The 22,396-nt window shown below is 56.6% G+C and carries 25 protein-coding genes; 19 read left to right on the top strand and 6 right to left on the bottom strand.

What is annotated here, in order from left to right; all coding sequences use genetic code 11:
* Window positions 1-95: 95 nt before the first annotated feature.
* The 11 genes from accD (at window position 96) to hisP (ending at window position 10,245) form a co-directional block, all read left to right on the top strand.
* Complete coding sequence (accD, locus tag ACHH0Z_RS00745) at window positions 96-1,001, top strand: acetyl-CoA carboxylase, carboxyltransferase subunit beta (RefSeq protein WP_008502598.1); 906 nt, start codon at window positions 96-98, stop codon at window positions 999-1,001.
* Window positions 1,002-1,071: 70 nt separating this feature from the next.
* Window positions 1,072-2,340 (top strand): bifunctional tetrahydrofolate synthase/dihydrofolate synthase, encoded by a 1,269-nt coding sequence (folC, locus tag ACHH0Z_RS00750; RefSeq protein WP_032663141.1) that lies wholly within the window; start codon window positions 1,072-1,074, stop codon window positions 2,338-2,340.
* Window positions 2,330-3,028, top strand: coding sequence for a cell division protein DedD (gene dedD, locus ACHH0Z_RS00755; protein WP_008502596.1), 699 nt, complete (start codon window positions 2,330-2,332; stop codon window positions 3,026-3,028). The genes folC and dedD overlap by 11 nt, the downstream gene beginning before the upstream one ends.
* A 165-nt stretch (window positions 3,029-3,193) precedes the next feature.
* Window positions 3,194-3,682 (top strand): colicin V production protein, encoded by a 489-nt coding sequence (cvpA, locus tag ACHH0Z_RS00760; protein ID WP_000262116.1) that lies wholly within the window; start codon window positions 3,194-3,196, stop codon window positions 3,680-3,682.
* 33 nt (window positions 3,683-3,715) lie between these two features.
* Window positions 3,716-5,233 (top strand): amidophosphoribosyltransferase, encoded by a 1,518-nt coding sequence (gene purF, locus ACHH0Z_RS00765; protein WP_021241570.1) that lies wholly within the window; start codon window positions 3,716-3,718, stop codon window positions 5,231-5,233.
* 89 nt (window positions 5,234-5,322) lie between these two features.
* Window positions 5,323-5,892 (top strand): UbiX family flavin prenyltransferase, encoded by a 570-nt coding sequence (locus ACHH0Z_RS00770; protein WP_032663144.1) that lies wholly within the window; start codon window positions 5,323-5,325, stop codon window positions 5,890-5,892.
* Window positions 5,893-6,183: 291 nt separating this feature from the next.
* Window positions 6,184-6,966, top strand: coding sequence for a lysine/arginine/ornithine ABC transporter substrate-binding protein ArgT (gene argT, locus ACHH0Z_RS00775; protein ID WP_008502593.1), 783 nt, complete (start codon window positions 6,184-6,186; stop codon window positions 6,964-6,966).
* Between the two features lie 226 nt (window positions 6,967-7,192).
* Complete coding sequence (hisJ, locus tag ACHH0Z_RS00780) at window positions 7,193-7,975, top strand: histidine ABC transporter substrate-binding protein HisJ (RefSeq protein WP_008502592.1); 783 nt, start codon at window positions 7,193-7,195, stop codon at window positions 7,973-7,975.
* Window positions 7,976-8,063: 88 nt separating this feature from the next.
* Entirely contained in the window at window positions 8,064-8,750 is a 687-nt protein-coding gene (locus ACHH0Z_RS00785) for a histidine ABC transporter permease HisQ (protein ID WP_008502591.1), read from the top strand.
* Window positions 8,747-9,463, top strand: a complete 717-nt coding sequence (locus ACHH0Z_RS00790) for an ABC transporter permease (RefSeq protein ID WP_008502590.1) — start codon at window positions 8,747-8,749, stop codon at window positions 9,461-9,463. The genes ACHH0Z_RS00785 and ACHH0Z_RS00790 overlap by 4 nt, the downstream gene beginning before the upstream one ends.
* A gap of 8 nt (window positions 9,464-9,471) precedes the next feature.
* Window positions 9,472-10,245 (top strand): histidine ABC transporter ATP-binding protein HisP, encoded by a 774-nt coding sequence (gene hisP / locus ACHH0Z_RS00795; protein WP_014832781.1) that lies wholly within the window; start codon window positions 9,472-9,474, stop codon window positions 10,243-10,245.
* Between the two features lie 98 nt (window positions 10,246-10,343).
* On the opposite strand, the gene ACHH0Z_RS00800 is transcribed toward hisP, so the two are convergent.
* The 4 genes from ACHH0Z_RS00800 to yfcG all read right to left on the bottom strand — a co-directional run bounded on the left by ACHH0Z_RS00800 (window position 10,344) and on the right by yfcG (window position 12,878).
* On the bottom strand, window positions 10,344-10,853 hold the full coding sequence (locus tag ACHH0Z_RS00800; protein WP_032663146.1) for a GNAT family N-acetyltransferase: 510 nt from the start codon (window positions 10,851-10,853) through the stop codon (window positions 10,344-10,346).
* Between the two features lie 44 nt (window positions 10,854-10,897).
* Window positions 10,898-11,791 (bottom strand): TIGR01777 family oxidoreductase, encoded by an 894-nt coding sequence (locus ACHH0Z_RS00805; protein WP_021241567.1) that lies wholly within the window; start codon window positions 11,789-11,791, stop codon window positions 10,898-10,900.
* Between the two features lie 13 nt (window positions 11,792-11,804).
* Window positions 11,805-12,173 (bottom strand): dihydroneopterin triphosphate 2'-epimerase, encoded by a 369-nt coding sequence (folX, locus tag ACHH0Z_RS00810; protein WP_008502586.1) that lies wholly within the window; start codon window positions 12,171-12,173, stop codon window positions 11,805-11,807.
* A 75-nt stretch (window positions 12,174-12,248) separates the two neighbouring features.
* Window positions 12,249-12,878 carry a GSH-dependent disulfide bond oxidoreductase gene (yfcG, locus tag ACHH0Z_RS00815; protein ID WP_008502585.1) on the bottom strand — a complete coding sequence of 210 codons (630 nt, stop codon included), beginning with the start codon at window positions 12,876-12,878 and terminating at the stop codon, window positions 12,249-12,251.
* 140 nt (window positions 12,879-13,018) lie between these two features.
* On the opposite strand from yfcG, the gene yfcF reads away from it, so the two are divergent.
* The 3 genes from yfcF to yfcD are packed head-to-tail and all read left to right on the top strand — an operon-like array spanning window position 13,019 to window position 14,881.
* Window positions 13,019-13,663, top strand: a complete 645-nt coding sequence (gene yfcF / locus ACHH0Z_RS00820; RefSeq protein ID WP_008502584.1) for a glutathione transferase — start codon at window positions 13,019-13,021, stop codon at window positions 13,661-13,663.
* Window positions 13,664-13,719: 56 nt separating this feature from the next.
* Window positions 13,720-14,271 carry a phosphodiesterase gene (gene yfcE, locus ACHH0Z_RS00825; RefSeq protein ID WP_032663148.1) on the top strand — a complete coding sequence of 184 codons (552 nt, stop codon included), beginning with the start codon at window positions 13,720-13,722 and terminating at the stop codon, window positions 14,269-14,271.
* Between the two features lie 55 nt (window positions 14,272-14,326).
* Window positions 14,327-14,881 carry an NUDIX hydrolase YfcD gene (gene yfcD / locus ACHH0Z_RS00830; protein WP_008502582.1) on the top strand — a complete coding sequence of 185 codons (555 nt, stop codon included), beginning with the start codon at window positions 14,327-14,329 and terminating at the stop codon, window positions 14,879-14,881.
* Window positions 14,882-14,884: 3 nt separating this feature from the next.
* On the opposite strand, the gene ACHH0Z_RS00835 is transcribed toward yfcD, so the two are convergent.
* The gene (locus tag ACHH0Z_RS00835; protein ID WP_021241565.1) at window positions 14,885-15,904 is read right to left on the bottom strand and encodes a LacI family DNA-binding transcriptional regulator; all 1,020 of its coding nucleotides are present in this window, start codon (window positions 15,902-15,904) and stop codon (window positions 14,885-14,887) included.
* Window positions 15,905-16,138: 234 nt separating this feature from the next.
* Here ACHH0Z_RS00835 and ACHH0Z_RS00840 point away from each other — a divergent pair, with 234 nt between their 5' ends.
* From ACHH0Z_RS00840 to ACHH0Z_RS00860, 5 genes are all read left to right on the top strand, one after another.
* A complete protein-coding gene (locus ACHH0Z_RS00840) occupies window positions 16,139-16,582 on the top strand; it encodes a PTS sugar transporter subunit IIA (RefSeq protein WP_044597875.1) in 444 nt (147 codons plus the stop codon).
* Window positions 16,583-16,662: 80 nt separating this feature from the next.
* Window positions 16,663-16,935, top strand: coding sequence for a PTS sugar transporter subunit IIB (locus tag ACHH0Z_RS00845; RefSeq protein WP_003861447.1), 273 nt, complete (start codon window positions 16,663-16,665; stop codon window positions 16,933-16,935).
* 21 nt (window positions 16,936-16,956) lie between these two features.
* The gene (locus ACHH0Z_RS00850; RefSeq protein WP_008502880.1) at window positions 16,957-18,348 is read left to right on the top strand and encodes a PTS ascorbate transporter subunit IIC; all 1,392 of its coding nucleotides are present in this window, start codon (window positions 16,957-16,959) and stop codon (window positions 18,346-18,348) included.
* Window positions 18,345-19,175 carry a transketolase gene (locus ACHH0Z_RS00855; protein WP_045407720.1) on the top strand — a complete coding sequence of 277 codons (831 nt, stop codon included), beginning with the start codon at window positions 18,345-18,347 and terminating at the stop codon, window positions 19,173-19,175. Before ACHH0Z_RS00850 ends, ACHH0Z_RS00855 begins: the two co-directional genes overlap by 4 nt.
* The gene (locus ACHH0Z_RS00860; RefSeq protein WP_023294123.1) at window positions 19,168-20,121 is read left to right on the top strand and encodes a transketolase family protein; all 954 of its coding nucleotides are present in this window, start codon (window positions 19,168-19,170) and stop codon (window positions 20,119-20,121) included. The genes ACHH0Z_RS00855 and ACHH0Z_RS00860 overlap by 8 nt, the downstream gene beginning before the upstream one ends.
* A 111-nt stretch (window positions 20,122-20,232) precedes the next feature.
* Here the strand turns inward: ACHH0Z_RS00860 and pta are convergent, their stop codons facing one another.
* On the bottom strand, window positions 20,233-22,374 hold the full coding sequence (gene pta / locus ACHH0Z_RS00865; RefSeq protein ID WP_008502877.1) for a phosphate acetyltransferase: 2,142 nt from the start codon (window positions 22,372-22,374) through the stop codon (window positions 20,233-20,235).
* Window positions 22,375-22,396 lie beyond the last annotated feature (22 nt).

Genomic DNA, 22,396 nt, shown 5'->3' on the forward strand with positions numbered 1-22,396 from the left:
GTGCAACATTCATGGTCTGTTGGAGGCAAAAATGGCATTATTCGCCTCTTATAGCAAAACTGGCATACGACCAGGTTCAGGCAGAAAGGTTATCAATGAGCTGGATTGAACGAATTAAAAGCAACATTACCCCAACGCGTAAAGCGAGCATTCCTGAAGGGGTATGGACGAAGTGTGATAGCTGCGGCCAGGTTCTGTATCGCGCAGAGCTGGAGCGCAACCTTGAGGTGTGTCCGAAGTGTGACCACCATATGCGTATGTCGGCGCGCAACCGCCTGCATAGCCTGCTGGACGAAGGTTCTCTGGTAGAACTGGGCAGCGAGCTTGAGCCAAAAGACGTGCTGAAGTTCCGCGACTCCAAAAAATATAAAGATCGTCTGGCCTCCGCACAGAAAGAGACCGGCGAGAAAGACGCGCTGGTCGTCATGAAAGGCACCCTGCATGGGATGCCGGTTGTTGCCGCTGCGTTTGAGTTCTCCTTTATGGGCGGCTCAATGGGCTCCGTGGTCGGTGCGCGCTTCGTGCGTGCCGTTGAGCAGGCGCTGGAAGACAACTGTCCGCTGATCTGCTTCTCTGCCTCCGGTGGAGCACGTATGCAGGAAGCCCTGATGTCCCTGATGCAGATGGCTAAAACCTCTGCAGCGCTGGCGAAGATGCAGGAGCGCGGTCTGCCGTACATCTCCGTGCTGACCGACCCAACCATGGGCGGCGTCTCCGCGAGCTTCGCGATGCTGGGCGACCTGAACGTCGCTGAGCCAAAAGCGCTGATCGGCTTTGCGGGTCCTCGCGTTATCGAGCAGACCGTTCGTGAAAAACTGCCGCCGGGATTCCAGCGCAGTGAGTTCCTCATTGAGAAAGGCGCCATCGACATGATCGTCCGCCGTCCGGAAATGCGCCTGAAGCTGGCGCGCATCCTGGCGAAGCTGATGAATCTGCCAGCGCCGAACCCGGATGAGCCGCGTGAAGGCGTGGTGGTACCGGATCAGGAACCCGAGGCCTGATAACTGAAAAGGGCAGGGCCAGTTGGCGCTGCCCTTTTGCTTTCTAATCTGTTAATGACAACCGGGCATTATGGAAAATAAAAGCATTCCCCAAGCCACGTCGCCCCTGGCCGCGTGGCTTTCTTATCTGGAAAACCTGCACAGTAAAACCATCGATATGGGGCTTGAGCGCGTAAGCCAGGTTGCCGCGCGTCTTGATGTGCTGAAACCGGCGCCTTTCGTGTTCACCGTCGCAGGCACCAACGGCAAAGGTACCACCTGCCGCACGCTGGAATCCGTCCTGATGGCGGCGGGCTATAGGGTCGGCGTGTACAGCTCGCCACATCTGGTACGCTACACCGAGCGGGTTCGTGTGCAGAACAGCGAGCTGCCGGAGTCGGCGCATACGGCATCGTTCGCGGAAATTGAAGCCGCGCGCGGAGAGACCTCATTAACCTATTTTGAATACGGCACTCTGTCGGCCCTGTGGCTGTTCAAACAGGCCCAGCTGGACGTGGTGATCCTTGAGGTTGGTCTTGGCGGACGTCTTGATGCGACCAATATCGTCGATGCAGACGTGGCGGTAGTGACCAGCATCGCGCTGGATCATATCGACTGGCTGGGGCCCGATCGTGAAAGCATTGGCCGCGAGAAGGCCGGTATTTTCCGGGCAAATAAACCTGCCGTGGTGGGCGAGCCGGACATGCCGCACACCATTGCTGACGTGGCGAACGAAAAGGGCGCACAGCTGCTGCGCCGCGGCGTTGACTGGCAGTATGAGGTTCAGGACAACGGCTGGCGCTTTAGCGACGCGCAGGGGGCGCTGGATAACCTGCCGCTGCCGCAGGTCCCGCAGCCAAATGCGGCAACCGCACTGGCGGCACTGCGCGCCAGCGGCCTCGTGGTCAGCGAACAGGCGATCCGCGAGGGTATACAAAACGCGATTCTGCCAGGACGTTTCCAGATTGTGAGCGAGTCACCGCGCCTGATTCTGGACGTGGCGCACAACCCCCACGCGGCGGCGTATCTCGCGGGACGTCTCAAATCGTTACCAAAAACCGGGCGCGTGCTGGCGGTTATCGGTATGCTTCATGATAAAGATATCGGCGGGACGCTGGCCTGCATGGAGAGTGTGGTCGATAGCTGGTATTGTGCTCCTCTGGAGGGGCCGCGCGGCGCGACGGCTGAGCAGCTGATGGAACATCTCGGCAAAGGCGCAATCTACAGTAGCGTGGCGCAGGCCTGGCATGCCGCGATGGCGGAGGCTAAACCAGAAGATACCGTGCTGGTGTGTGGTTCATTCCACACGGTGGCACATGTCATGGAAGTGATGGACGCGGGGAGAACCGGTGGCGAGTAAGTTTCAGAACCGTTTAACAGGAACCATTGTGCTGGTCGCGCTCGGGGTGATTATTCTTCCCGGGCTGCTCGACGGGCAGAAAAAGCATTATCAGGATGAGTTTGCCGCGATTCCGCTGGTGCCGAAACCGGGCGACCGCGATGAGCCGGATATGCTGCCCGCGGCGACGCAGGCGCTGCCTGCTCAGCCTCCGGAAGGGGCGGCGGAAGAGGTGCGCGCGGGCGATGCCGCCGCACCGTCGCTCGATCCGTCTCGCCTGGCGGCCACGAGCAACAGCGATATCGATCCTGTGCCGGTCGAGCAGCCTAAACCGGTTGAAAAACCGAAGCCGGTTGAGAAGCCGCAGCCGAAACCGCAGCGTGATAAAGCGGCAGAACAGCTCGCCGCAGCGTCAGAGACGCCTCCGCCAGCAAAACCGACGCAGCAGGACGCTGCTGCCCCAACGGGCAAAGCCTACGTGGTGCAGCTCGGTGCGCTGAAAAATGCGGACAAGGTGAATGAGGTGGTGGGTAAACTGCGCAGTGCGGGATATCGTGTTTACACTTCACCTTCCACGCCGGTGCAGGGTAAAATTACCCGTATCCTCGTGGGGCCAGAAGCGTCTAAAGACAAACTGAAAGGGTCGCTGGGTGAGCTGAAGCAGATCTCCGGCCTGAGCGGTGTGGTGATGGGCTACAGCGCGAACTAAGTACGACCTGCTCCAGTAAGAGAGAGGCGACAAGCCACGGCGTTGAACATTTTTTCAGCGCCTTTTTTATTTACGCGCGGGAAGGAAATCCCTACGCAAACGTTTTCTTTTTCTGTTAGAATTCGCCCCGAACTGGATGACAGGGCGTTTAATCGTGGGACACATATGGTCTGGATTGATTACGCCATCATTGCGGTGATTGGTTTTTCCTGTCTGGTTAGCCTGATCCGTGGCTTTGTTCGTGAAGCGTTATCGCTGGTGACCTGGGGTTGTGCTTTCTTTGTCGCCAGTCATTACTACACTTACCTGTCTGTCTGGTTCACGGGCTTTGAAGATGAACTGGTCCGAAATGGAATCGCCATCGCGGTGCTGTTTATCGCGACGCTGATTGTTGGCGCTATCGTCAATTACGTGATAGGTCAGCTGGTCGAGAAAACCGGTCTGTCAGGAACGGACAGGGTACTCGGGATCTGTTTCGGGGCGTTGCGAGGCGTGCTGATTGTGGCCGCGATCCTGTTCTTCCTGGATACCTTTACCGGGTTCTCCAAAAGTGAAGACTGGCAGAAATCGCAGCTCATTCCAGAGTTCAGCTTCATCATCAGATGGTTCTTTGACTATCTGCAAAGCTCGTCGAGTTTTTTGCCCAGGGCATAAACCCTGAGATGTGGCTTAACGAGGAAAAGACGAATGTGCGGTATTGTCGGTATCGCCGGTTTCATGCCGGTAAACCAGTCGATTTATGACGCGTTAACGGTGCTTCAGCACCGTGGGCAGGATGCTGCGGGTATCATCACCATTGATGCAAACAACTGCTTCCGTTTACGCAAGGCGAATGGCCTGGTAAACGATGTGTTTGAAGCCCGCCATATGCAGCGTCTGCAAGGTAATATGGGGATCGGTCACGTTCGTTATCCTACCGCTGGCAGTTCCAGCGCCTCTGAGGCACAGCCTTTCTACGTCAACTCACCGTATGGCATCACCCTTGCCCATAACGGCAACCTGACCAACGCGCATGAGCTGCGTAAAAAGCTGTTCGAAGAGAAACGTCGCCACATTAACACCACCTCTGATTCTGAAATCCTGCTCAACGTGTTCGCCAGCGAGCTGGATAACTTCCGTCACTATCCGCTGGAAGCGGACAACATTTTTGCCGCGATTGCCGCGACAAACCGTCAGATCCGCGGCGCGTACGCCTGCGTGGCGATGATCATCGGTCACGGCATGGTGGCCTTCCGCGATCCAAACGGCATTCGTCCGCTGGTACTCGGCAAGCGCGACCTCGGCGATGGCCGTACCGAATATATGGTTGCCTCGGAGAGCGTGGCGCTGGATACCCTGGGCTTCGAATTCCTGCGCGACGTTGCGCCGGGCGAAGCGGTCTACATCACCGAGAAGGGCCAGCTGTTTACCCGCCAGTGTGCCGACAACCCGGTCAGCAACCCGTGCCTGTTTGAATACGTTTACTTTGCCCGTCCGGACTCCTTCATCGACAAGATTTCCGTCTACAGCGCGCGCGTCAACATGGGCACCAAGCTTGGCGAGAAGATTGCCCGCGAGTGGGACGATCTCGACATCGACGTGGTGATTCCTATCCCGGAAACCTCCTGCGATATCGCGCTGGAGATCGCCCGCATTCTGGATAAGCCATACCGTCAGGGCTTCGTGAAGAACCGCTACGTTGGCCGCACCTTCATCATGCCGGGGCAACATCTGCGCCGTAAGTCCGTGCGCCGCAAGCTGAACGCTAACCGCGCGGAATTCCGCGACAAGAATGTTCTGCTGGTGGATGACTCCATCGTTCGCGGTACCACCTCTGAGCAGATTATCGAGATGGCACGCGAAGCGGGTGCGAAGAAAGTCTATCTGGCCTCTGCTGCGCCGGAGATTCGCTTCCCGAACGTGTACGGTATTGATATGCCAACCGCCAACGAGCTGATCGCTCACGGGCGTGAAGTGGATGAAATTCGCCAGATCATCGGTGCTGACGGCCTGATTTTCCAGGACCTCAACGACCTCATCGACGCGGTGCGTGCCGAGAACCCGGAAATTCAGCAGTTTGAATGCTCCGTGTTCAACGGTATTTACGTGACCAAAGACGTTGACCAGCAGTATCTCGACTATCTTGATTCGCTGCGCAACGACGATGCGAAAGCCGTCCAGCTGCAGAACGATCTTGAAAGCTTAGAGATGCACAACGAAGGTTGATGTTCCGGCAGGTGAGGGCGTATGCCCTCACTTGCAACTCCCTGCAAAATCCTGCACAGTCTGCCCTGAAATCAGTAAGGGCGAAAATCATGAAACGACTCATAGTTGGGCTCAGCGGTGCCAGCGGTGCGATTTACGGCGTACGTTTGCTACAGGTTCTGCGTAACGTGGCGAACGTCGAAACCCATCTGGTGATGAGCCAGGCGGCGCGGCAGACCCTCTCTCTGGAAACCGATCTCTCCCTGCGCGATGTTCAGGCGCTTGCGGATGTCGTTCACGATGCCCGTGATATCGCCGCCAGCATCTCCTCAGGCTCGTTTAAAACCGCCGGCATGGTGATCCTGCCCTGTTCAATCAAAACGCTCTCCGGCATTGTGAACAGCTATACCGACACCCTGGTGACGCGTGCGGCGGATGTGGTGCTGAAGGAGCGGCGTCCTCTGGTGCTGTGCGTGCGGGAAACGCCGCTGCACCTGGGCCATCTGCGCTTAATGACGCAGGCTGCTGAGCTGGGGGCTGTGATCATGCCGCCGGTGCCCGCGTTCTACCATCGTCCACAAACGCTGGACGACATTATCAACCAGACCGTTAACCGCGTACTCGATCAGTTCGACATCGACCTGCCCGAGGATCTCTTCACCCGCTGGCAGGGTGCCTGAATCTGTGCACATAGCCGGTGCATGAAAAGACACGTTGCCCTGTTTCAGGGCAATTATGCAACGGCGATCATATCCTCGACATTTAATTCGTTTTTTCCCTTTTTCTCTCTCCGGTTCGTTCGGCAGACCTGCTATCTTTCACCATTAAGGCAGTATCGCAACGTTTTATTAACATATTTAACGTCGAAGTTTTAACCAGACGGCAATGTGGCATAAGACCTGCAAGATGAAGCCTGCAACACAACACACAACACAATACATAATAAAATCACGGTACTTGAGGGTAAATGTATGAAGAAGACGGTTCTGGCTCTGTCTTTGCTGGTGGGGTTAAGTGCGGCAGCAGGTAGCTACGCAGCGCTTCCACAGACGGTTCGTATCGGTACAGACGCAACCTACGCGCCATTCTCTTCCAAGGATGCGAAAGGCGATTTCGTGGGGTTTGATATCGATCTGGGTAATGAAATGTGCAAACGCATTGCGGTGAAATGCACATGGGTGGGCAGCGACTTTGACGCGTTAATCCCGTCGCTGAAAGCCAAGAAAATCGACGCCATTATCTCTTCTCTTTCCATCACTGAAAAACGCCAGCAGGAGATTGCCTTCTCTGACAAGCTCTACGCCGCGGATTCTCGCCTGATTGCGCCTAAAGGCTCCCCGATTAAGCCCACCATCGACTCGCTGAAAGGCAAGCATGTCGGCGTGCTTCAGGGTTCGACTCAGGAAGGCTATGCCAATGCTAACTGGCGTGAGAAGGGCGTAGACGTGGTGGCTTACCAGAACCAGGATCTGATTTACTCTGACCTGGCGGCAGGCCGTCTGGATGCGGCATTCCAGGATGAAGTCGCCGCGAGCGAAGGCTTCCTGAAGCAGCCTGCGGGTAAAGACTACGCGTTTGCAGGCCCGTCGGTGAAAGACAAAAAGTACTTTGGCGACGGCACCGGGATTGGCCTGCGTAAGGATGATACCGAGCTGAAAGCCGCCTTCGACAAAGCCTTTGCAGAGCTGCGTAAAGACGGTACGTACGACAAACTGGCGAAGAAATACTTCGACTTCAACGTATACGGTGAATAACACCTGACGGTGACGCACCGGAAAGGTGCGTTACGGGAGCGGTTGACCCAATACGGTGCATTTGATGCACTGTATTGGATCGCTGTGTGCATACTTACGCATTAATAATGCAAAAATTCCCGCTGGAAAGGCATTAATCTTTGCCTGACTGAGGGGATTAATGGCACATTAGCACCACCCCGTCGTCGTAAAAATCCCGTATGAAGACAGTTTGTTGAGGACAAATATGAAAAAACTCGTGTTGTCATTATCACTGGTACTGGCCTTTTCCAGCGCCACCGCGGCATTCGCAGCTATTCCGCAGAAAATTCGAATTGGTACCGACCCTACCTATGCGCCGTTCGAATCGAAGAATTCAAAGGGTGAACTGGTCGGTTTTGACATCGATCTGGCCAATGAGCTGTGCAAACGCATCAAAGCACAGTGTACCTACGTTGAGAACCCGTTGGATGCGCTGATCCCGTCCCTGAAAGCGAAAAAAATCGACGTAATCATGTCCTCCCTCTCCATCACTGAAAAACGCCAGCAGGAGATTGCCTTCACCGACAAACTCTACGCGGCCGATTCACGTCTGGTGGTGGCGAAATCGTCTGATATTCAGCCAACGCTGGAATCGCTGAAGGGCAAACGCGTGGGCGTGCTGCAGGGCACCACTCAGGAAACCTACGGCAACGAGCACTGGGCACCGAAGGGGATTGAAATTGTCTCCTATCAGGGCCAGGAAAATATCTACGCTGACCTGACGGCAGGCCGTATTGATGCCGCATTCCAGGATGAAGTCGCGGCTAGCGAAGGCTTCCTGAAAACGCCGGTAGGTAAAGATTACAAGTTTGGCGGCCCGTCCATTAAGGATGTGAAGTTGTTTGGTGTGGGCACCGGTATGGGCCTGCGCAAAGAAGACAACGAACTGCGTGAAGCGCTGAACAAGGCGTTCGCTGAAATGCGCGCAGACGGCACCTACGACAAGCTGGCGAAAAAGTACTTTGATTTTAATGTTTACGGCGGCTAATCGCCCCGTCATATAACGTGCGGCCCCTCCCACGGCGGGAGGGGAAAAGACACGGTTCCACCACTCACGATACGACAGGGCTCGCGGTATGCTGTACGGATTTTCTGGCGTTATTTTACAGGGCGCGCTTGTCACCCTTGAGCTGGCTATCAGCTCCGTGGTGCTGGCGGTGCTGATAGGTCTGGCAGGCGCAGGGGCGAAGCTTTCAGCTAACAAACCCCTGGCGCTAATCTTTGAAGGCTACACCACGCTCATTCGCGGCGTTCCCGATCTGGTGCTGATGCTGCTGATTTTTTACGGTCTGCAGATTGCGCTTAACGGCATAACAGACGCGATGGGCATGGGACAAATTGATATCGACCCGATGGTGGCCGGTATTATTACCCTCGGTTTTATCTACGGCGCCTACTTCACTGAAACCTTCCGCGGTGCTTACATGGCCGTGCCGAAAGGTCACATTGAGGCGGCAACCGCATTTGGTTTTACCTCATCACAAACGTTTCGTCGGATTATGTTCCCGGCCATGATGCGCTACGCGCTGCCGGGCATCGGGAACAACTGGCAGGTTATCCTCAAAGCGACAGCGCTGGTCTCGCTGCTCGGTCTGGAAGACGTCGTGAAAGCGACTCAGCTGGCGGGTAAGAGCACCTGGGAGCCGTTCTATTTTGCGGTGGTCTGTGGCGTGATTTATCTGGTCTTTACGACCGTCTCCAATGGTGTGCTGCTTCTGCTGGAGCGTCGCTACTCCGTGGGTGTGAAGAGGGCTGACCTGTGATTGAGATTATTCAGGAATACTGGAAATCGCTGCTGTGGACAGATGGCTACCGCTTTACCGGCGTGGCGATTACGCTCTGGCTGCTGATCTCCTCCGTGGTAATGGGCGGTATTCTGGCGGTGTTTCTTGCCATTGGCCGCGTCTCGAACAATAAATTTATCCAGTTCCCGATCTGGCTGTTCACCTACGTCTTTCGCGGTACGCCGCTGTACGTGCAGCTGCTGGTGTTCTACTCGGGAATGTATACGCTTGAGATCGTAAAAGGCACTGAGATGCTGAATGCGTTCTTCCGCAGCGGTCTGAACTGCACGGTGCTGGCGTTGACGCTCAACACCTGCGCCTACACCACGGAGATTTTCGCGGGGGCGATTCGTTCTGTTCCTTACGGTGAAATTGAAGCTGCCCGGGCCTACGGCTTCTCGTCGGTGAAACTCTACCGCTGCATCATTCTGCCATCGGCCCTGCGTATCGCGTTACCGGCCTACAGTAACGAAGTGATTTTGATGCTGCACTCGACTGCGCTCGCCTTTACCGCGACGGTGCCGGACCTGCTCAAAATAGCGCGCGATATTAACTCCGCAACCTATCAGCCGTTTACCGCGTTTGGCATTGCGGCGGTGCTCTATTTAATTATCTCTTATGTTCTGATTAGCCTGTTCCGTAAGGCTGAAAAACGCTGGTTGCAGCATATAAAACCTTCTTCGACGCACTGAGAAAGATGATGGCTGAGAACAAATTAAACGTAATTGATTTGCACAAACGCTACGGCGAACATGAAGTGCTGAAAGGGGTGTCGCTGCAGGCGAATGCGGGCGACGTGATCAGTATCATCGGCTCATCTGGCTCGGGAAAAAGTACCTTCCTGCGCTGCATCAACTTCCTCGAAAAGCCGAGTGAAGGCTCAATTGTGGTGAGCGGGCAGAATATCAACCTGGTGCGTGACAAAGACGGCCAGCTGAAGGTGGCAGACAAGAACCAGCTGCGCCTGCTGCGTACGCGCCTGACGATGGTATTCCAGCACTTTAACCTCTGGAGCCACATGACGGTGCTGGAGAACGTGATGGAAGCACCGGTTCAGGTGCTGGGCCTGAGCAAGCATGAAGCCCGCGAGCGCGCGGTGAAATACCTGGCGAAAGTGGGCATCGACGAACGCCAGCAGATGAAATACCCGGTGCATCTCTCCGGCGGTCAGCAGCAGCGTGTCTCTATCGCCCGCGCGCTGGCGATGGAGCCCGAGGTGCTGCTGTTCGACGAACCGACCTCCGCGCTGGACCCTGAACTCGTTGGCGAAGTGCTGCGCATCATGCAGAAGCTGGCCGAAGAGGGCAAAACGATGGTGGTCGTGACGCACGAGATGGGCTTCGCCCGTAACGTCTCGAACCACGTGATTTTCCTGCATCAGGGGAAAATTGAAGAGCAGGGGCATCCGGATGAGGTGCTGGCAAACCCGCAAAGCCCGCGTTTGCAGCAGTTCCTTAAAGGCTCTCTGAAGTAAGAGGGCATCAGACCGCAGTGCAGCCCAATCGCCCGGTGGCGCTTCGCTTACCGGGCCTACAAAACCGTAGGCCGGGCAAACGCAGTGCCGCCCGGCATTCAGGCCGCACTACACTCCAGCCGGTACACCCAGTCGTCATAGCGCACGCCGTCAATCTCATACGCCTTTTCCAGTACCTGCATACGCACAAACCCGGTTTTCTCCAGCACCCGTATCGACCCGCCGTTGTCCGCCAGCACGTACGCATTAATCGCCTTCACGCCGGTCTGGTTAAAGGCGTAATCACACACCGCGCGCAGCGCTTCGCTGGCGATACCTTTCCCCTGCGCGGCAGGCACAACCGTATAGCCGATATCCGCCTCTTCACGATTCTCAGCGCTAATCTGCAGGCCGATATCGCCCAGCGGCGTATCATCATCCCGGGCGCGAATGACAAACACATGAGCAGCAGCGAGTCGCGCGGCAAACACGCGTCGGGTCTCTTTTTCCGGGGCGATGGCGGCCATATAGCGCATGATGCGGCGATCTTCACGCAGCGAGCGAAAGAAGGCCCAGTCAGCGGGTTCAAAAGGGGTGAGGTGAAGCCGGGGTGTGGTGATGGTTGCCATTGTTACGCCATTTCTTCGGAACATGGCCTGTCACTGTACCATATTCACCGCACCACATCCCCCAGCGCCTCTTCTAATTCATACCAGCGGAACGCAAACCCGGCCGCTTCCAGCCGTTTTGGCAGCGCTCTCTGTCCGCCCAGAACCAGAACAGACGCTTCACCCATCAGCAGCCGAATCGCCGTCGCAGGAACGCGCAATATCGCCGGGCGGTGCAGGGCATGTCCCAGCGCGTGGGCAAACTGTTCATTTCGCACCGGATACGGCGCAACCATGTTAAACGGCCCGCGCAGATCGTTATCCAGCAGCCAGAGAATCCCGTTGACCATATCGTCGATATGGATCCACGCCATATACTGACGGCCATTGCCGATGGGGCCACCGAGTCCTAGCCTGAAAGGGGGAAGCATCTTCGCCAGAATGCCGCCTTTCGGCGCGAGGACGACACCGGTCCGCAGCAGGCAAACGCGGGTCCGATCGCTCTGCGCCGCGCAGGCGATACGCTCCCACTGGGCGCAGAGCTTATGGGTGAACTCGTTATGGGGAGGCTCTTCCTCGGTCACCACCACCTCGCCAAGATCGCCGTAATAGCCTACTGCGGAACCCGAAATCAGCACGGAAGGCGGCGTATGGCTGTTGCGGATCAGCTCGACCAGCTTTTCGGTAATGTTCCACCGGCTGCTGCATAACAGCTGTTTTTGCTCTTCCGTCCAGCGCTTATCGGCGATGGGTTCTCCCGCGAGGTTAATAACGGCGTCGAAACCGTCCAGATTTTGCTGCTCGGCCAGATTTTTCCAGATATCAACACCTGCCCCCAGCACCTGACGCGCTTTTTCCGGGCTGCGCGAGACCACGGTGATGTCGTGGTGCAAGGCCTGCAGACGCGCAATGAGGTGACGACCAATCAGGCCAGTACCGCCGGTCAGCAAAATCTTCATACAACCTCCAGATTTACGCCTGGCGTTTCCAGCTTAACGTCATAGAGACGGAGTCGGCGTAACGCAGGGCGTGAAGTTTATCGATCTCAACTTCAGCATAAGTGACCCAGTGATGTTCGCGTGCGATATCGAGCACATCCTGAGTTAATTTTTCCAGCAGAGAGAAACGGTTATTCTCCACAAACTGGATAATGTTCTTGGTGATTGTGCGGTAGTTCAGCGCGTCATTGATGTCTTCGCTGGCGCGCGCTTTGTCTGCGGGGTAGTGAATCACCACATTAATAACAATATCCTGACGGTTGGCGATCTCTTCCTCTTTGATACCGATGAAGGTACGCAGGCGTAAATTTTTTATACGAATAATGGCGTCTGGCTGTGACATTGCAGGTCTTCTCCGTGTCAGTATTTCCTGCCCATAATACATGAGAGCCTCACAGGCACCCAGCCTCATACCGGGTTAAATTTGCTGGATTTTTTGCATCGCTCGCTCGGTCGCCGGGCGGGTCCGGATGCGCTCAAACCAGTTGTTCACCGCCGGGTAAGCGGCCAGGTCAATTCGGTGTTTTTCATGCGTATTGACCCACGGCCAGCAGGCGATGTCGGCAATACTGTAATGATCGCCCCCGAGCCACGGCGTTTTCTCCAGCCGACGGTTCAGAACGTCGTAGAGCCGCTGCGTCTCAACCTGATAGCGCTCTATCGCATAAGGAATGGGTTGCGGGGCGTAAGCGGTAAAATGATGATTTTGTCCCAGCATGGGGCCCAGCCCGCTTGCCTGCCAGAAAAGCCATTGCAGCGTATGGTGGCGCTCGCGCAGTTCGCCGCTCAGCAGCTTGCCGGTTTTCTCCGCCAGGTAGAGCAAAATTTCACCGGATTCAAACAGGCTCAACGGTCTGCCCCCGTCCGCCGGCTGGTTATCAATGATGGCCGGGATTTTATTATTCGGCGAGATAGCCAGAAAGAGAGGGCTGAACTGCTCGCCTTTGCTGATATCCACGCGAATGATCCTGTAATCCAGCTCGGCTTCTTCAAGAAAGAGGGTGATCTTATGGCCGTTTGGGGTAGGGGCATAATAAAGGTCGATCATTCTCAACTCCTGTCCATGCGAATAGTGGTGCCATGACAAATGAGTATAGGTGGTTGTTGTAAATCGTGAGTTTTCATCAAGTGACAGCGAGGCCAAGAGATTATATGTTGAGTAAAAACCGATCAGCCTATGAGGATGTTATGAACCAGCCCGTCATCACGTTGTGGTCCGATGCGAACTTCTTTTCTCCCTATGTCATGAGCGTTTACGTTGCGCTGGCCGAAAAAGGACTCGCTTTTACCCTGAAGACCGTTGATCTCGACGGCGGTGAACATCTCAAGCCGCAGTGGCAGGGTTACGACCTGACCCGTCGCGTGCCGGTGCTGGAGATTGACGGATTTGCCCTGAGCGAATCGTCGGCGATCGATGAATACCTGGAAGATCGGTTCGCCCCCCCGGAGTGGGAGCGTATCTATCCTCACGATCTGCAAAAGCGCGCCCGGGCGCGGCAGATCCAGGCGTGGCTGCGCAGCGATCTGGTGCCGATTCGCGTTGAACGCTCGACGGACGTCGTGTTTGCCGGGGTGAAAAAGCCCGCCCTCAGCGCAGAAGGGCAGGAAAGCGCGCAGAAGCTGATTGAAACCGCCTCCTTACTGCTCGCCCATGGCAACCCAAACCTGTTCGGCGAGTGGTGCATTGCGGATGCCGATCTGGCGCTGATGCTAAACCGCCTGATCCTCAACGGTGACGAGGTGCCGCAGCTGCTGGTGGATTATGCCGCGTTCCAGTGGCAGCGTGCCTCCGTGCAGCGCTATGTGGCACTCTCGGCCAAGCGCGCGGGCTGATAAGCCCTGACGCTTCAGGTATGATGGGGGCAGTCTGTTTTCCCGAGGAGTGACTGATGAAACTGATGTTTGCGTCGGATATCCATGGATCGCTGCCCGCGACCGAGCGTGTCCTTTCTCTGTTTGAGAAAAGCGGTGCGAAGTGGCTGATTATTCTGGGTGACGTGTTGAATCACGGCCCACGCAACGCGCTGCCGGAAGGCTATGACCCTGCGCAGGTCGCGGAAAAACTCAACCCGTATGCCTCGCGCATCATCGCCGTTCGCGGCAACTGTGACAGCGAAGTGGACCAGATGCTGCTGCATTTTCCCATTACCGCGCCGTGGCAGCAGGTGCTGCTCGAACAACACCGTCTGTTCCTGACCCACGGGCATCTTTTCGGCCCGGATAATCTCCCGACCCTCGCGGCTGGCGATGTCCTGGTTTACGGTCATACTCATATTCCGGTTGCGGAAAAACGCGGTGAGATTTATCACTTTAATCCGGGCTCGGTCAGCATCCCAAAAGGCGGGTATCCTGCGAGCTACGGCATGCTGGAGGGAAATACCCTGAGCGTTATCGCACTTAATGATCAGCAAGTTATTGCGCAGGTAGCGATTAATCCGTAAGTTACACCTCAACTGCAAACGCGCCGAAAGAGCGCTAAGAAAAGAAGGTTTCCCGATGGTGGAGCAGAGTCATTTGGCAAGTACAGAGTGGGTTGACATTGTCAACGAAGAGAATGAAGTGATCGCGCAGGCCAGCCGCGAGCAAATGCGTGCGGAGCGCCTGCGTCACCGTGCGACATATATCGTTGTGCATGACGGTATGGGTAAAATTCTGGTTCAGCGCCGCACGGACACCAAAGATTTTCTCCCGGGTATGCTGGATGCCACTGCAGGCGGCGTCGTCCAGGCGGATGAAGTGCTGCTGGATTCTGCGCGTCGTGAAGCGGAAGAGGAGTTAGGCATCGCCGGCGTGCCGTTTGCCGAGCACGGTCAGTTCTATTTCGAAGACGAGAACTGCCGCGTCTGGGGCGGGCTGTTTAGCTGCGTCTCCCACGGCCCGTTCGCCCTGCAGGAAGAAGAAGTGAGTGAAGTCAGCTGGATGACGCCGGAAGAGATCACCGCGCGCTGCGACGAGTTCACGCCGGATTCGTTAAAAGCGCTGGCGCTGTGGATGACCCGCAACGCCAAAAACGAATCGACCAAATCAGAAAAAGAGGAAGAGGCTGAGTAAGCGTCAGCAGCTCTCTCTCAGACACAGGCTGGACGCGATGGGCTTTTGATCGCGCCAGTCTCCACCATTCAGGCGCTCCAGTAGCGCTTTCCCGGCTTCGATGCCAATCTTACGATGCGGCACCGCCATGGTCGTCAGCGGCGGCTGACAGACGCGGCTCACGTCGCTATCGCCAAACCCTACCACTGCCAGATCGTCCGGCACTTTGATTCGCCTGCGCTGGCACTCGTACAGCGCGCCGCAGGCCAGCTCGTCAGAGACGCACACCAGCGCATCCAGCTCAGGCCATGCCAGCAGGAATTCGGGCAGCTGCGCCGCGCCGGTCGAGAAGCTCGGCGGCATCGCCGCGTTAATGACCCGGTTAGGCGACATATGGTGGCGAAGCATGGCTTTATACCAGCCCTGCAGATGCTGCTGGAAAATCCACTGCTCCTGGTTGGCGCACAGCAGGCCAATGTTTTGATAGCCGCGCTTAATGACCATCTCCGTGAGCTCAAACATGGCCGCCACGTTATCAATCCCGATGTTCATATCAATCGGATCGGCGCGCATGGCGCCCATCTCCATCACCGGAATCGAGGCGTTTTTCAGCCAGTGGCGAACGGTGTCGGTATGTTCAACGCTGAGCAAAATCGCTGCGGCGATATTTGACGCCAGCAGCGTCTCCAGCAACTTCTCCTCCTGCTCAAGACGATGCTGGGATTCTGCCAGCATGATCTGATATCCGGCAGGCTGCAGCACCTGCTGTAGCCCGGCGAACATCTCCGAGCAGCCGGCTTCGGAGAGGTTGGGCACCACCATGGCTATTGTCCATGACGAGGCCGAGGCAAGGGCACTGGCGGCAAGATTGGGCATATAGCCTAACTCTTGTACCGCGGCTTCTATTTTTTCTCGTAGTTTATCGGAAACCTGTTCGGGCGTGCGAAGCGCACGGGACACGGTCATCGTGCCCACACCGGCAAGCTGTGCGACATCGGCGAGTGTCACTTTACCAGTACTGCGCCGTTTTCGGGTTAGAGACATACACCTTCCTGCTGACCAGACGCGTTCTTTTTTTCCTTCGTTTCACGTGACAGGCAGTATACGCCTTAAATCCCTTTTTTTGCTGTGATTTAGCAACGTGATTGCAATTTGATAGCGCTATCACATTTCTGCATGTTAACGATTGGTAGCGCTATCTTTGTGATCGCGATCGCAGTCAATCCGCGATGCGTTGAATAAAGTTTGCTCATCTTAAACGTGTGGCGGGAGTGAAAAGTGCTCAAAAAATGGATATATGATACAACCATCACGCTGCAGGAGAGCGTGAAAGACTGGCCGCAGGCGCTGAAGCTGTGCGCGAAGCCGCTGCTGGATTTGCAGGTGATTGAGCCTGACTACGTCACGGCCATCATCAAGCAGCACCACGCGTTAGGACCTTATTATGTGCTGGCACCAGGGCTGGCGATGCCGCATGCGCGGCCGGAGGAAGGCGCCAAAGGACTGGGGTTGTCGTTATTAAAACTAAAACAGGGCGTCTCGTTTGGTGCCGGTGAGTTTGACCCTGTCGATGTGATTATCATGCTTGCGGCACCGGACAAACATAGCCATATCGAAATGATATCCGCACTCGCAGAATTATTTTCCAGCGACGAGGAGATGGAGAAACTGCATCAGGCGAATACCCTGGAGGAAATTAAAACAATTATTAACCGCTTCTGATTTAATTCTGTAATCCGGTTTTTCACTACATTACGCGTCAGCGTGATGAGGCGTACTCTACTCAAAATAAGGGGACAACAATGAAAATCATGGCTATTTGCGGTTCTGGCCTGGGCAGCAGTTTTATGGTCGAAATGAATATTAAAAAGGTGCTCAAAAAGCTGGAGATTGAGGCTGAGGTTGAACACTCCGATCTCTCCTCGGCGACGCCGGGCGCGGCCGATCTGTTCGTGATGGCAAAAGACATTGCGGCCAGCGCCAGCGTGCCGGAGAGCCAGCTGGTGGTGATCAACAACATAATCGACATCAACGAACTTGAAGCGCAGCTGCGCGCCTGGTTCGAAAGACAATAACCCTGATAAGGCGAGGTGGATATGTTTATCCTTGAAACGCTGAATTTCGTTGTTGATATTTTAAAAGTCCCTTCGGTGCTGGTCGGCTTAATTGCGCTTATTGGTCTGGTTGCGCAGAAAAAAACGTTTTCGGACGTGGTGAAAGGGACGATTAAAACCATTCTCGGCTTTATTGTGCTGGGCGGCGGCGCCACGGTGCTGGTGGGATCATTAAATCCGTTAGGCGGCATGTTTGAACACGCTTTTACTATTCAGGGCATTATTCCAAATAATGAAGCCATTGTGTCCATTGCGCTCGAAAAATACGGTGCAGCGACCGCGCTGATTATGGCCTTCGGGATGGTGGCGAATATTATCGTCGCCCGCTTTACCCGCCTGAAGTATATCTTCCTGACAGGACACCATACGTTTTATATGGCGTGCATGATTGGCGTGATCCTGACGGTGGCGGGCTTTGAAGGCGTAGGGCTGGTCTTTACCGGGTCGCTGATCCTCGGCCTGATCATGGCTTTCTTCCCGGCGATTGCGCAGCGCTACATGAAGCGCATTACCGGCAACGATGAGATTGCCTTCGGCCACTTCGGCACGCTGGGCTACGTGCTGTCCGGCTGGATTGGCAGCAAGGTCGGTAAGGGCTCCCGCTCAACGGAAGAGATGAACCTGCCGAAGAACCTGAGCTTCCTGCGCGACAGCTCAATCTCCATCTCCCTGACCATGATGATTATCTACCTCATCCTGGCGGTGAGCGCCGGGCGTGAGTACGTCGAGGCCACCTTCAGCGCCGGTCAGAACTACCTCGTGTACGCCATCATCATGGCTATCACTTTCGCGGCGGGCGTGTTCATCATCCTTCAGGGCGTACGCCTGATTCTGGCGGAAATCGTCCCGGCTTTTACCGGCTTCTCGGAAAAACTGGTGCCGAACGCGCGTCCTGCGCTGGACTGCCCGGTGGTGTATCCCTATGCACCTAACGCGGTGCTGATTGGCTTCCTGTTCAGCTTCCTCGGCGGGATTGTGGGGTTGTTCATCTGCGGTCAGTTTAGCTGGGTGCTGATCCTCCCGGGCGTGGTGCCGCACTTCTTCACCGGCGCAACCGCGGGCGTGTTCGGTAACGCCACCGGCGGACGTCGCGGGGCGATGATTGGCGCCTTTGCCAACGGCCTGCTGATTACCTTCCTGCCGGTCCTGCTGCTGCCGGTACTGGGCGCCATTGGCTTTGCCAACACCACCTTCTCTGACGCCGACTTCGGCGCGGTTGGGATTGTGCTCGGCAACCTGGCGCGCTTCCTGTCGCCGCTGGCCATCACCGGGCTGGTCGTGGCGCTGTTCGCGCTGCTGGTGGCGTACAACGTCTTCGCGAAAAACAAACCTGCGGGCGGTAACGCGCAGGAAAACACCGGAGCCAAATCATGAATGAGAAAGAGATAACCGAACTCGCGCGTCAGATCCGTCTTGAGACGCTGAAATCCCTGACGCAGCTGGGATTTGGCCACTACGGCGGTAGCATGTCGGTGGTTGAAACCCTGGCCGTGCTGTACGGCGCGGTGATGAAAATCGACCCGGCGGACCCGGACTGGCCAGAGCGAGACTACTTTGTGCTGTCAAAAGGCCATGCGGGCCCGGCGCTCTACAGCACCCTGGCGATCAAGGGCTACTTCCCGATAGAAGAGCTGAGCACGCTCAACCAAAACGGGACGCGCCTGCCCAGCCACCCGGACCGCCTGAAAACGCGCGGCGTAGATGCTACCACCGGTTCGCTGGGGCAGGGGATTTCCATCGCCGGCGGCATGGCGCTGTCGCACAGGCTGGCAGGGCGGCCGAATCGGGTCTTCTGCATCGTCGGCGACGGCGAGCTGAACGAAGGTCAGTGCTGGGAAGCGTTCCAGTTTATTGCCCACCATCGCCTGAACAACCTGACGGTGTTTGTCGACTGGAACAAACAGCAGCTCGACGGCGAGCTGGACGAGATCATCTGCGCGTTCGACCTCGAGGGCAAATTCCGCGCCTTTGGCTTTGACGTGGTGACGGTCAAGGGGGACGACATTCCGGCGCTGCTGGCGGTGACGTCGCGGGTCCCGGCTGCCGATGCGCGTTCGTTAGTCGTCATCCTCGATAGCATTAAGGGGCAGGGTGTACCGTACCTGGAACAGCTCAGCAACTCGCACCACCTGCGATTGACCGCGGAGAGCAAAGCGGCCCTCAATGAGACGATTCGCCAACTGGAGGCTTCACATGATTAAGGTTGCACCGGCAGGACAGAAAGACGCCGTTGAGATGCGAAAAGTTTACGCGGGCTTCGTGGCAAAGCAGATTGAGGCCGGAAGCGACATCATTGCGCTTGAAGCCGACCTGATGAGCTCGATGGCGATGGACGGCGTGGCGCGCGATTATCCGCAGCACGTGATTAACTGCGGCATTATGGAAGCTAACGTCATCGGCACGGCAGCCGGGCTGTCGCTTACCGGCCGCAAGCCGTTCGTTCACACCTTCACCGCCTTTGCCAGCCGCCGCTGCTTTGACCAGCTGTTTATGTCCCTGGACTATCAGCGCAACAACGTGAAGGTGATTGCCTCAGACGCGGGCGTGACGGCCTGCCACAACGGCGGAACGCATATGTCGTTTGAGGATATGGGCATTGTGCGCGGGCTGGCGCATTCGGTGGTGCTGGAGGTGACCGACGCGGTGATGTTTGAGGACGTGCTGCGCCAGCTTATCGATCTCGACGGCTTCTACTGGGTGCGGACCATTCGTAAGCAGGCGCCGAGCGTGTATGCGCCGGGCTCCACCTTCACCATTGGAAAAGGTAACGTGCTGCGCGAGGGGAGCGATATTACACTGATTGCCAACGGCATCATGGTTGCAGAAGCCCTTGAGGCGGCGCGGCAGCTTGAGCAGGAGGGCGTCAGCGCGGCGGTCATCGACATGTTTACCCTGAAGCCCATCGACCGGATGCTGGTGAAAAACTACGCCGAGAAAACCGGGCGCATCGTGACCTGTGAAAACCACAGCATTCACAACGGGCTGGGGTCGGCGGTAGCGGAAGTGCTGGTGGAAACCTGTCCGGTGCCGATGCGGCGGGTCGGGGTCAAGGAGCGTTACGGCCAGGTGGGAACGCAGGATTTCCTGCAGAAAGAGTATGGCCTGACGGCACATGACATTGTATCGGCGGCGAGAGAGCTGCTGTAAATAAAAAAGGCGACCGGTTAAGTGGTCGCCTTTTTGTTGCCCGGTGGCGCTAGCGCTTACCGGGCCTACGGTTTTGTAGGCCGGATAAGCGAAGCGCCATCCGGCAATACATTACTGCTGCTGCGAAGACTGGATCGCTGTCAGCGCGATGGTGTAAACGATATCGTCTACCAGTGCGCCACGAGACAGGTCGTTCACAGGTTTGCGCATGCCCTGCAGCATTGGCCCGATGGAGATCAGGTCGGCAGAACGCTGTACCGCTTTGTAGGTGGTGTTACCGGTGTTCAGATCCGGGAAGATGAACACGGTAGCGCGACCTGCAACCGGAGAGTTCGGCGCTTTGGATTTTGCAACGTCAGCCATGACTGCGGCATCGTACTGCAGCGGGCCGTCGATCATCAGATCAGGGCGTTTTTCCTGCGCAATACGGGTCGCTTCACGCACTTTCTCTACGTCGCTACCTGCACCAGATGTGCCGGTGGAGTAGGAGAGCATCGCCACGCGTGGCTCGATACCGAAAGCGGTCGCGGAGTCTGCGGACTGGATAGCGATCTCTGCCAGCTGCTCTGCGGTTGGATCCGGGTTGATCGCGCAGTCGCCGTAAACGTAAACCTGTTCAGGCAGCAGCATGAAGAACACGGAAGACACCAGAGAGCTGCCTGGCGCGGTTTTGATCAGCTGCAGCGGTGGACGGATGGTGTTCGCCGTGGTGTGAACCGCACCGGAAACCAGACCGTCAACTTCGTCCTGCTCCAGCATCAGCGTGCCCAGCACCACGTTGTCTTCCAGCTGCTCACGCGCAACGGCTTCGGTCATGCCCTTGCTCTTACGCAGCTCAACCAGACGGGCAACGTAGCTTTCGCGAACCACTTCCGGGTCAACGATTTCGATGCCAGCGCCCAGCTCAACGCCCTGAGAGGCCGCTACGCGGTTGATCTCATCCGGGTTACCCAGCAGCACACAGGTCGCGATGCCGCGCTCTGCACAGATAGCCGCCGCTTTAACGGTACGTGGTTCGTCGCCTTCTGGCAGAACAACGCGTTTGCCCGCTTTACGCGCCAGCTCGGTCAGCTGGTAACGGAAGGCTGGCGGAGACAGACGGCGGCTGCGCTCGGAGGTCGCGGTCAGGGATTCGATCCAGTCTGCGTTGATGTAGCCCGCAACGTATTCCTGAACTTTCTCGATACGCTCGTGGTCATCAACCGGCACTTCCAGGTTGAAGCTCTGCAGGCTCAGGGAGGTCTGCCAGGTGTTGGTGTTCACCATGAAGACCGGCAGGCCGGTAGCGAACGCGCGTTCGCACAGCTTGCTGACGCGTGGGTCCATCTCGTAGGCACCGGTCAGCAGGATCGCACCGATTTCCACGCCGTTCATTGCGGCCAGGCAGGCTGCAACCAGCACGTCAGGACGGTCTGCGGAGGTCACCAGCAGGGAACCTGCGCGGAAGTGTTCCAGCATGTGCGGAATGCTACGCGCACAGAAGGTCACGGACTTCACGCGACGGGTGTTAATGTCGCCTTCGTTAATCACGGTCGCGTTCAGGTGACGCGCCATGTCGATTGCACGGGTGGCAATCAGATCGAAGCTCCATGGCACCGCGCCCAGAACCGGAAGCGGGCTGGATTCCTGCAGCTTAGCCGGGTCAACTTTGATGACTTTCGCTTTGGACGAGTCGTCGAAGATCTCGGACAGGTCAGGGCGAGTACGGCCCTGCTCATCCACTGGCGCGTTCAGCTTGTTGACGATCACGCCGGTGATGTTGGTATTTTTCGCGCCGCCGAAGCTGCTGCGCGTCAGTTCGATACGCTCGTTCAGCTGTTCCGGGGTGTCAGTGCCCTGAGACATCACGAAAACGATCTCTGCGTTCAGGGTTTTCGCGATTTCGAAGTTCAGAGACTGGGCAAACTGGTGTTTGCGGGTTGGAACCAGACCTTCAACCAGCACCACTTCCGCGTCTTGCGCGTTAGCATGGTAGTTGGCGATGATCTCTTCCATCAGCACGTCTTTCTGGTTGCTGGAGAGCAGAGACTCAACGTGGCTCATCTTCAGCGGTTCAGCCGCCGGCAGATTGGAGTTCTTGCGAACGATGGTGGTGGTCTGGTCTGGTGCATCGCCACCGGCACGTGGCTGGGCGATTGGCTTAAAGACGCTCAGACGAACGCCTTTGCGTTCCATAGCACGGATAACGCCAAGGCTGACGCTGGTCAGGCCGACGCTGGTTCCGGTAGGGATCAGCATAATAGTACGGGACACGGTTTATCCTCTTTCGTTACCG

This window comes from Enterobacter cloacae complex sp. 2024EL-00227 (assembly GCF_043945315.1).
Taxonomy (GTDB): Bacteria; Pseudomonadota; Gammaproteobacteria; order Enterobacterales; family Enterobacteriaceae; genus Enterobacter; species Enterobacter roggenkampii.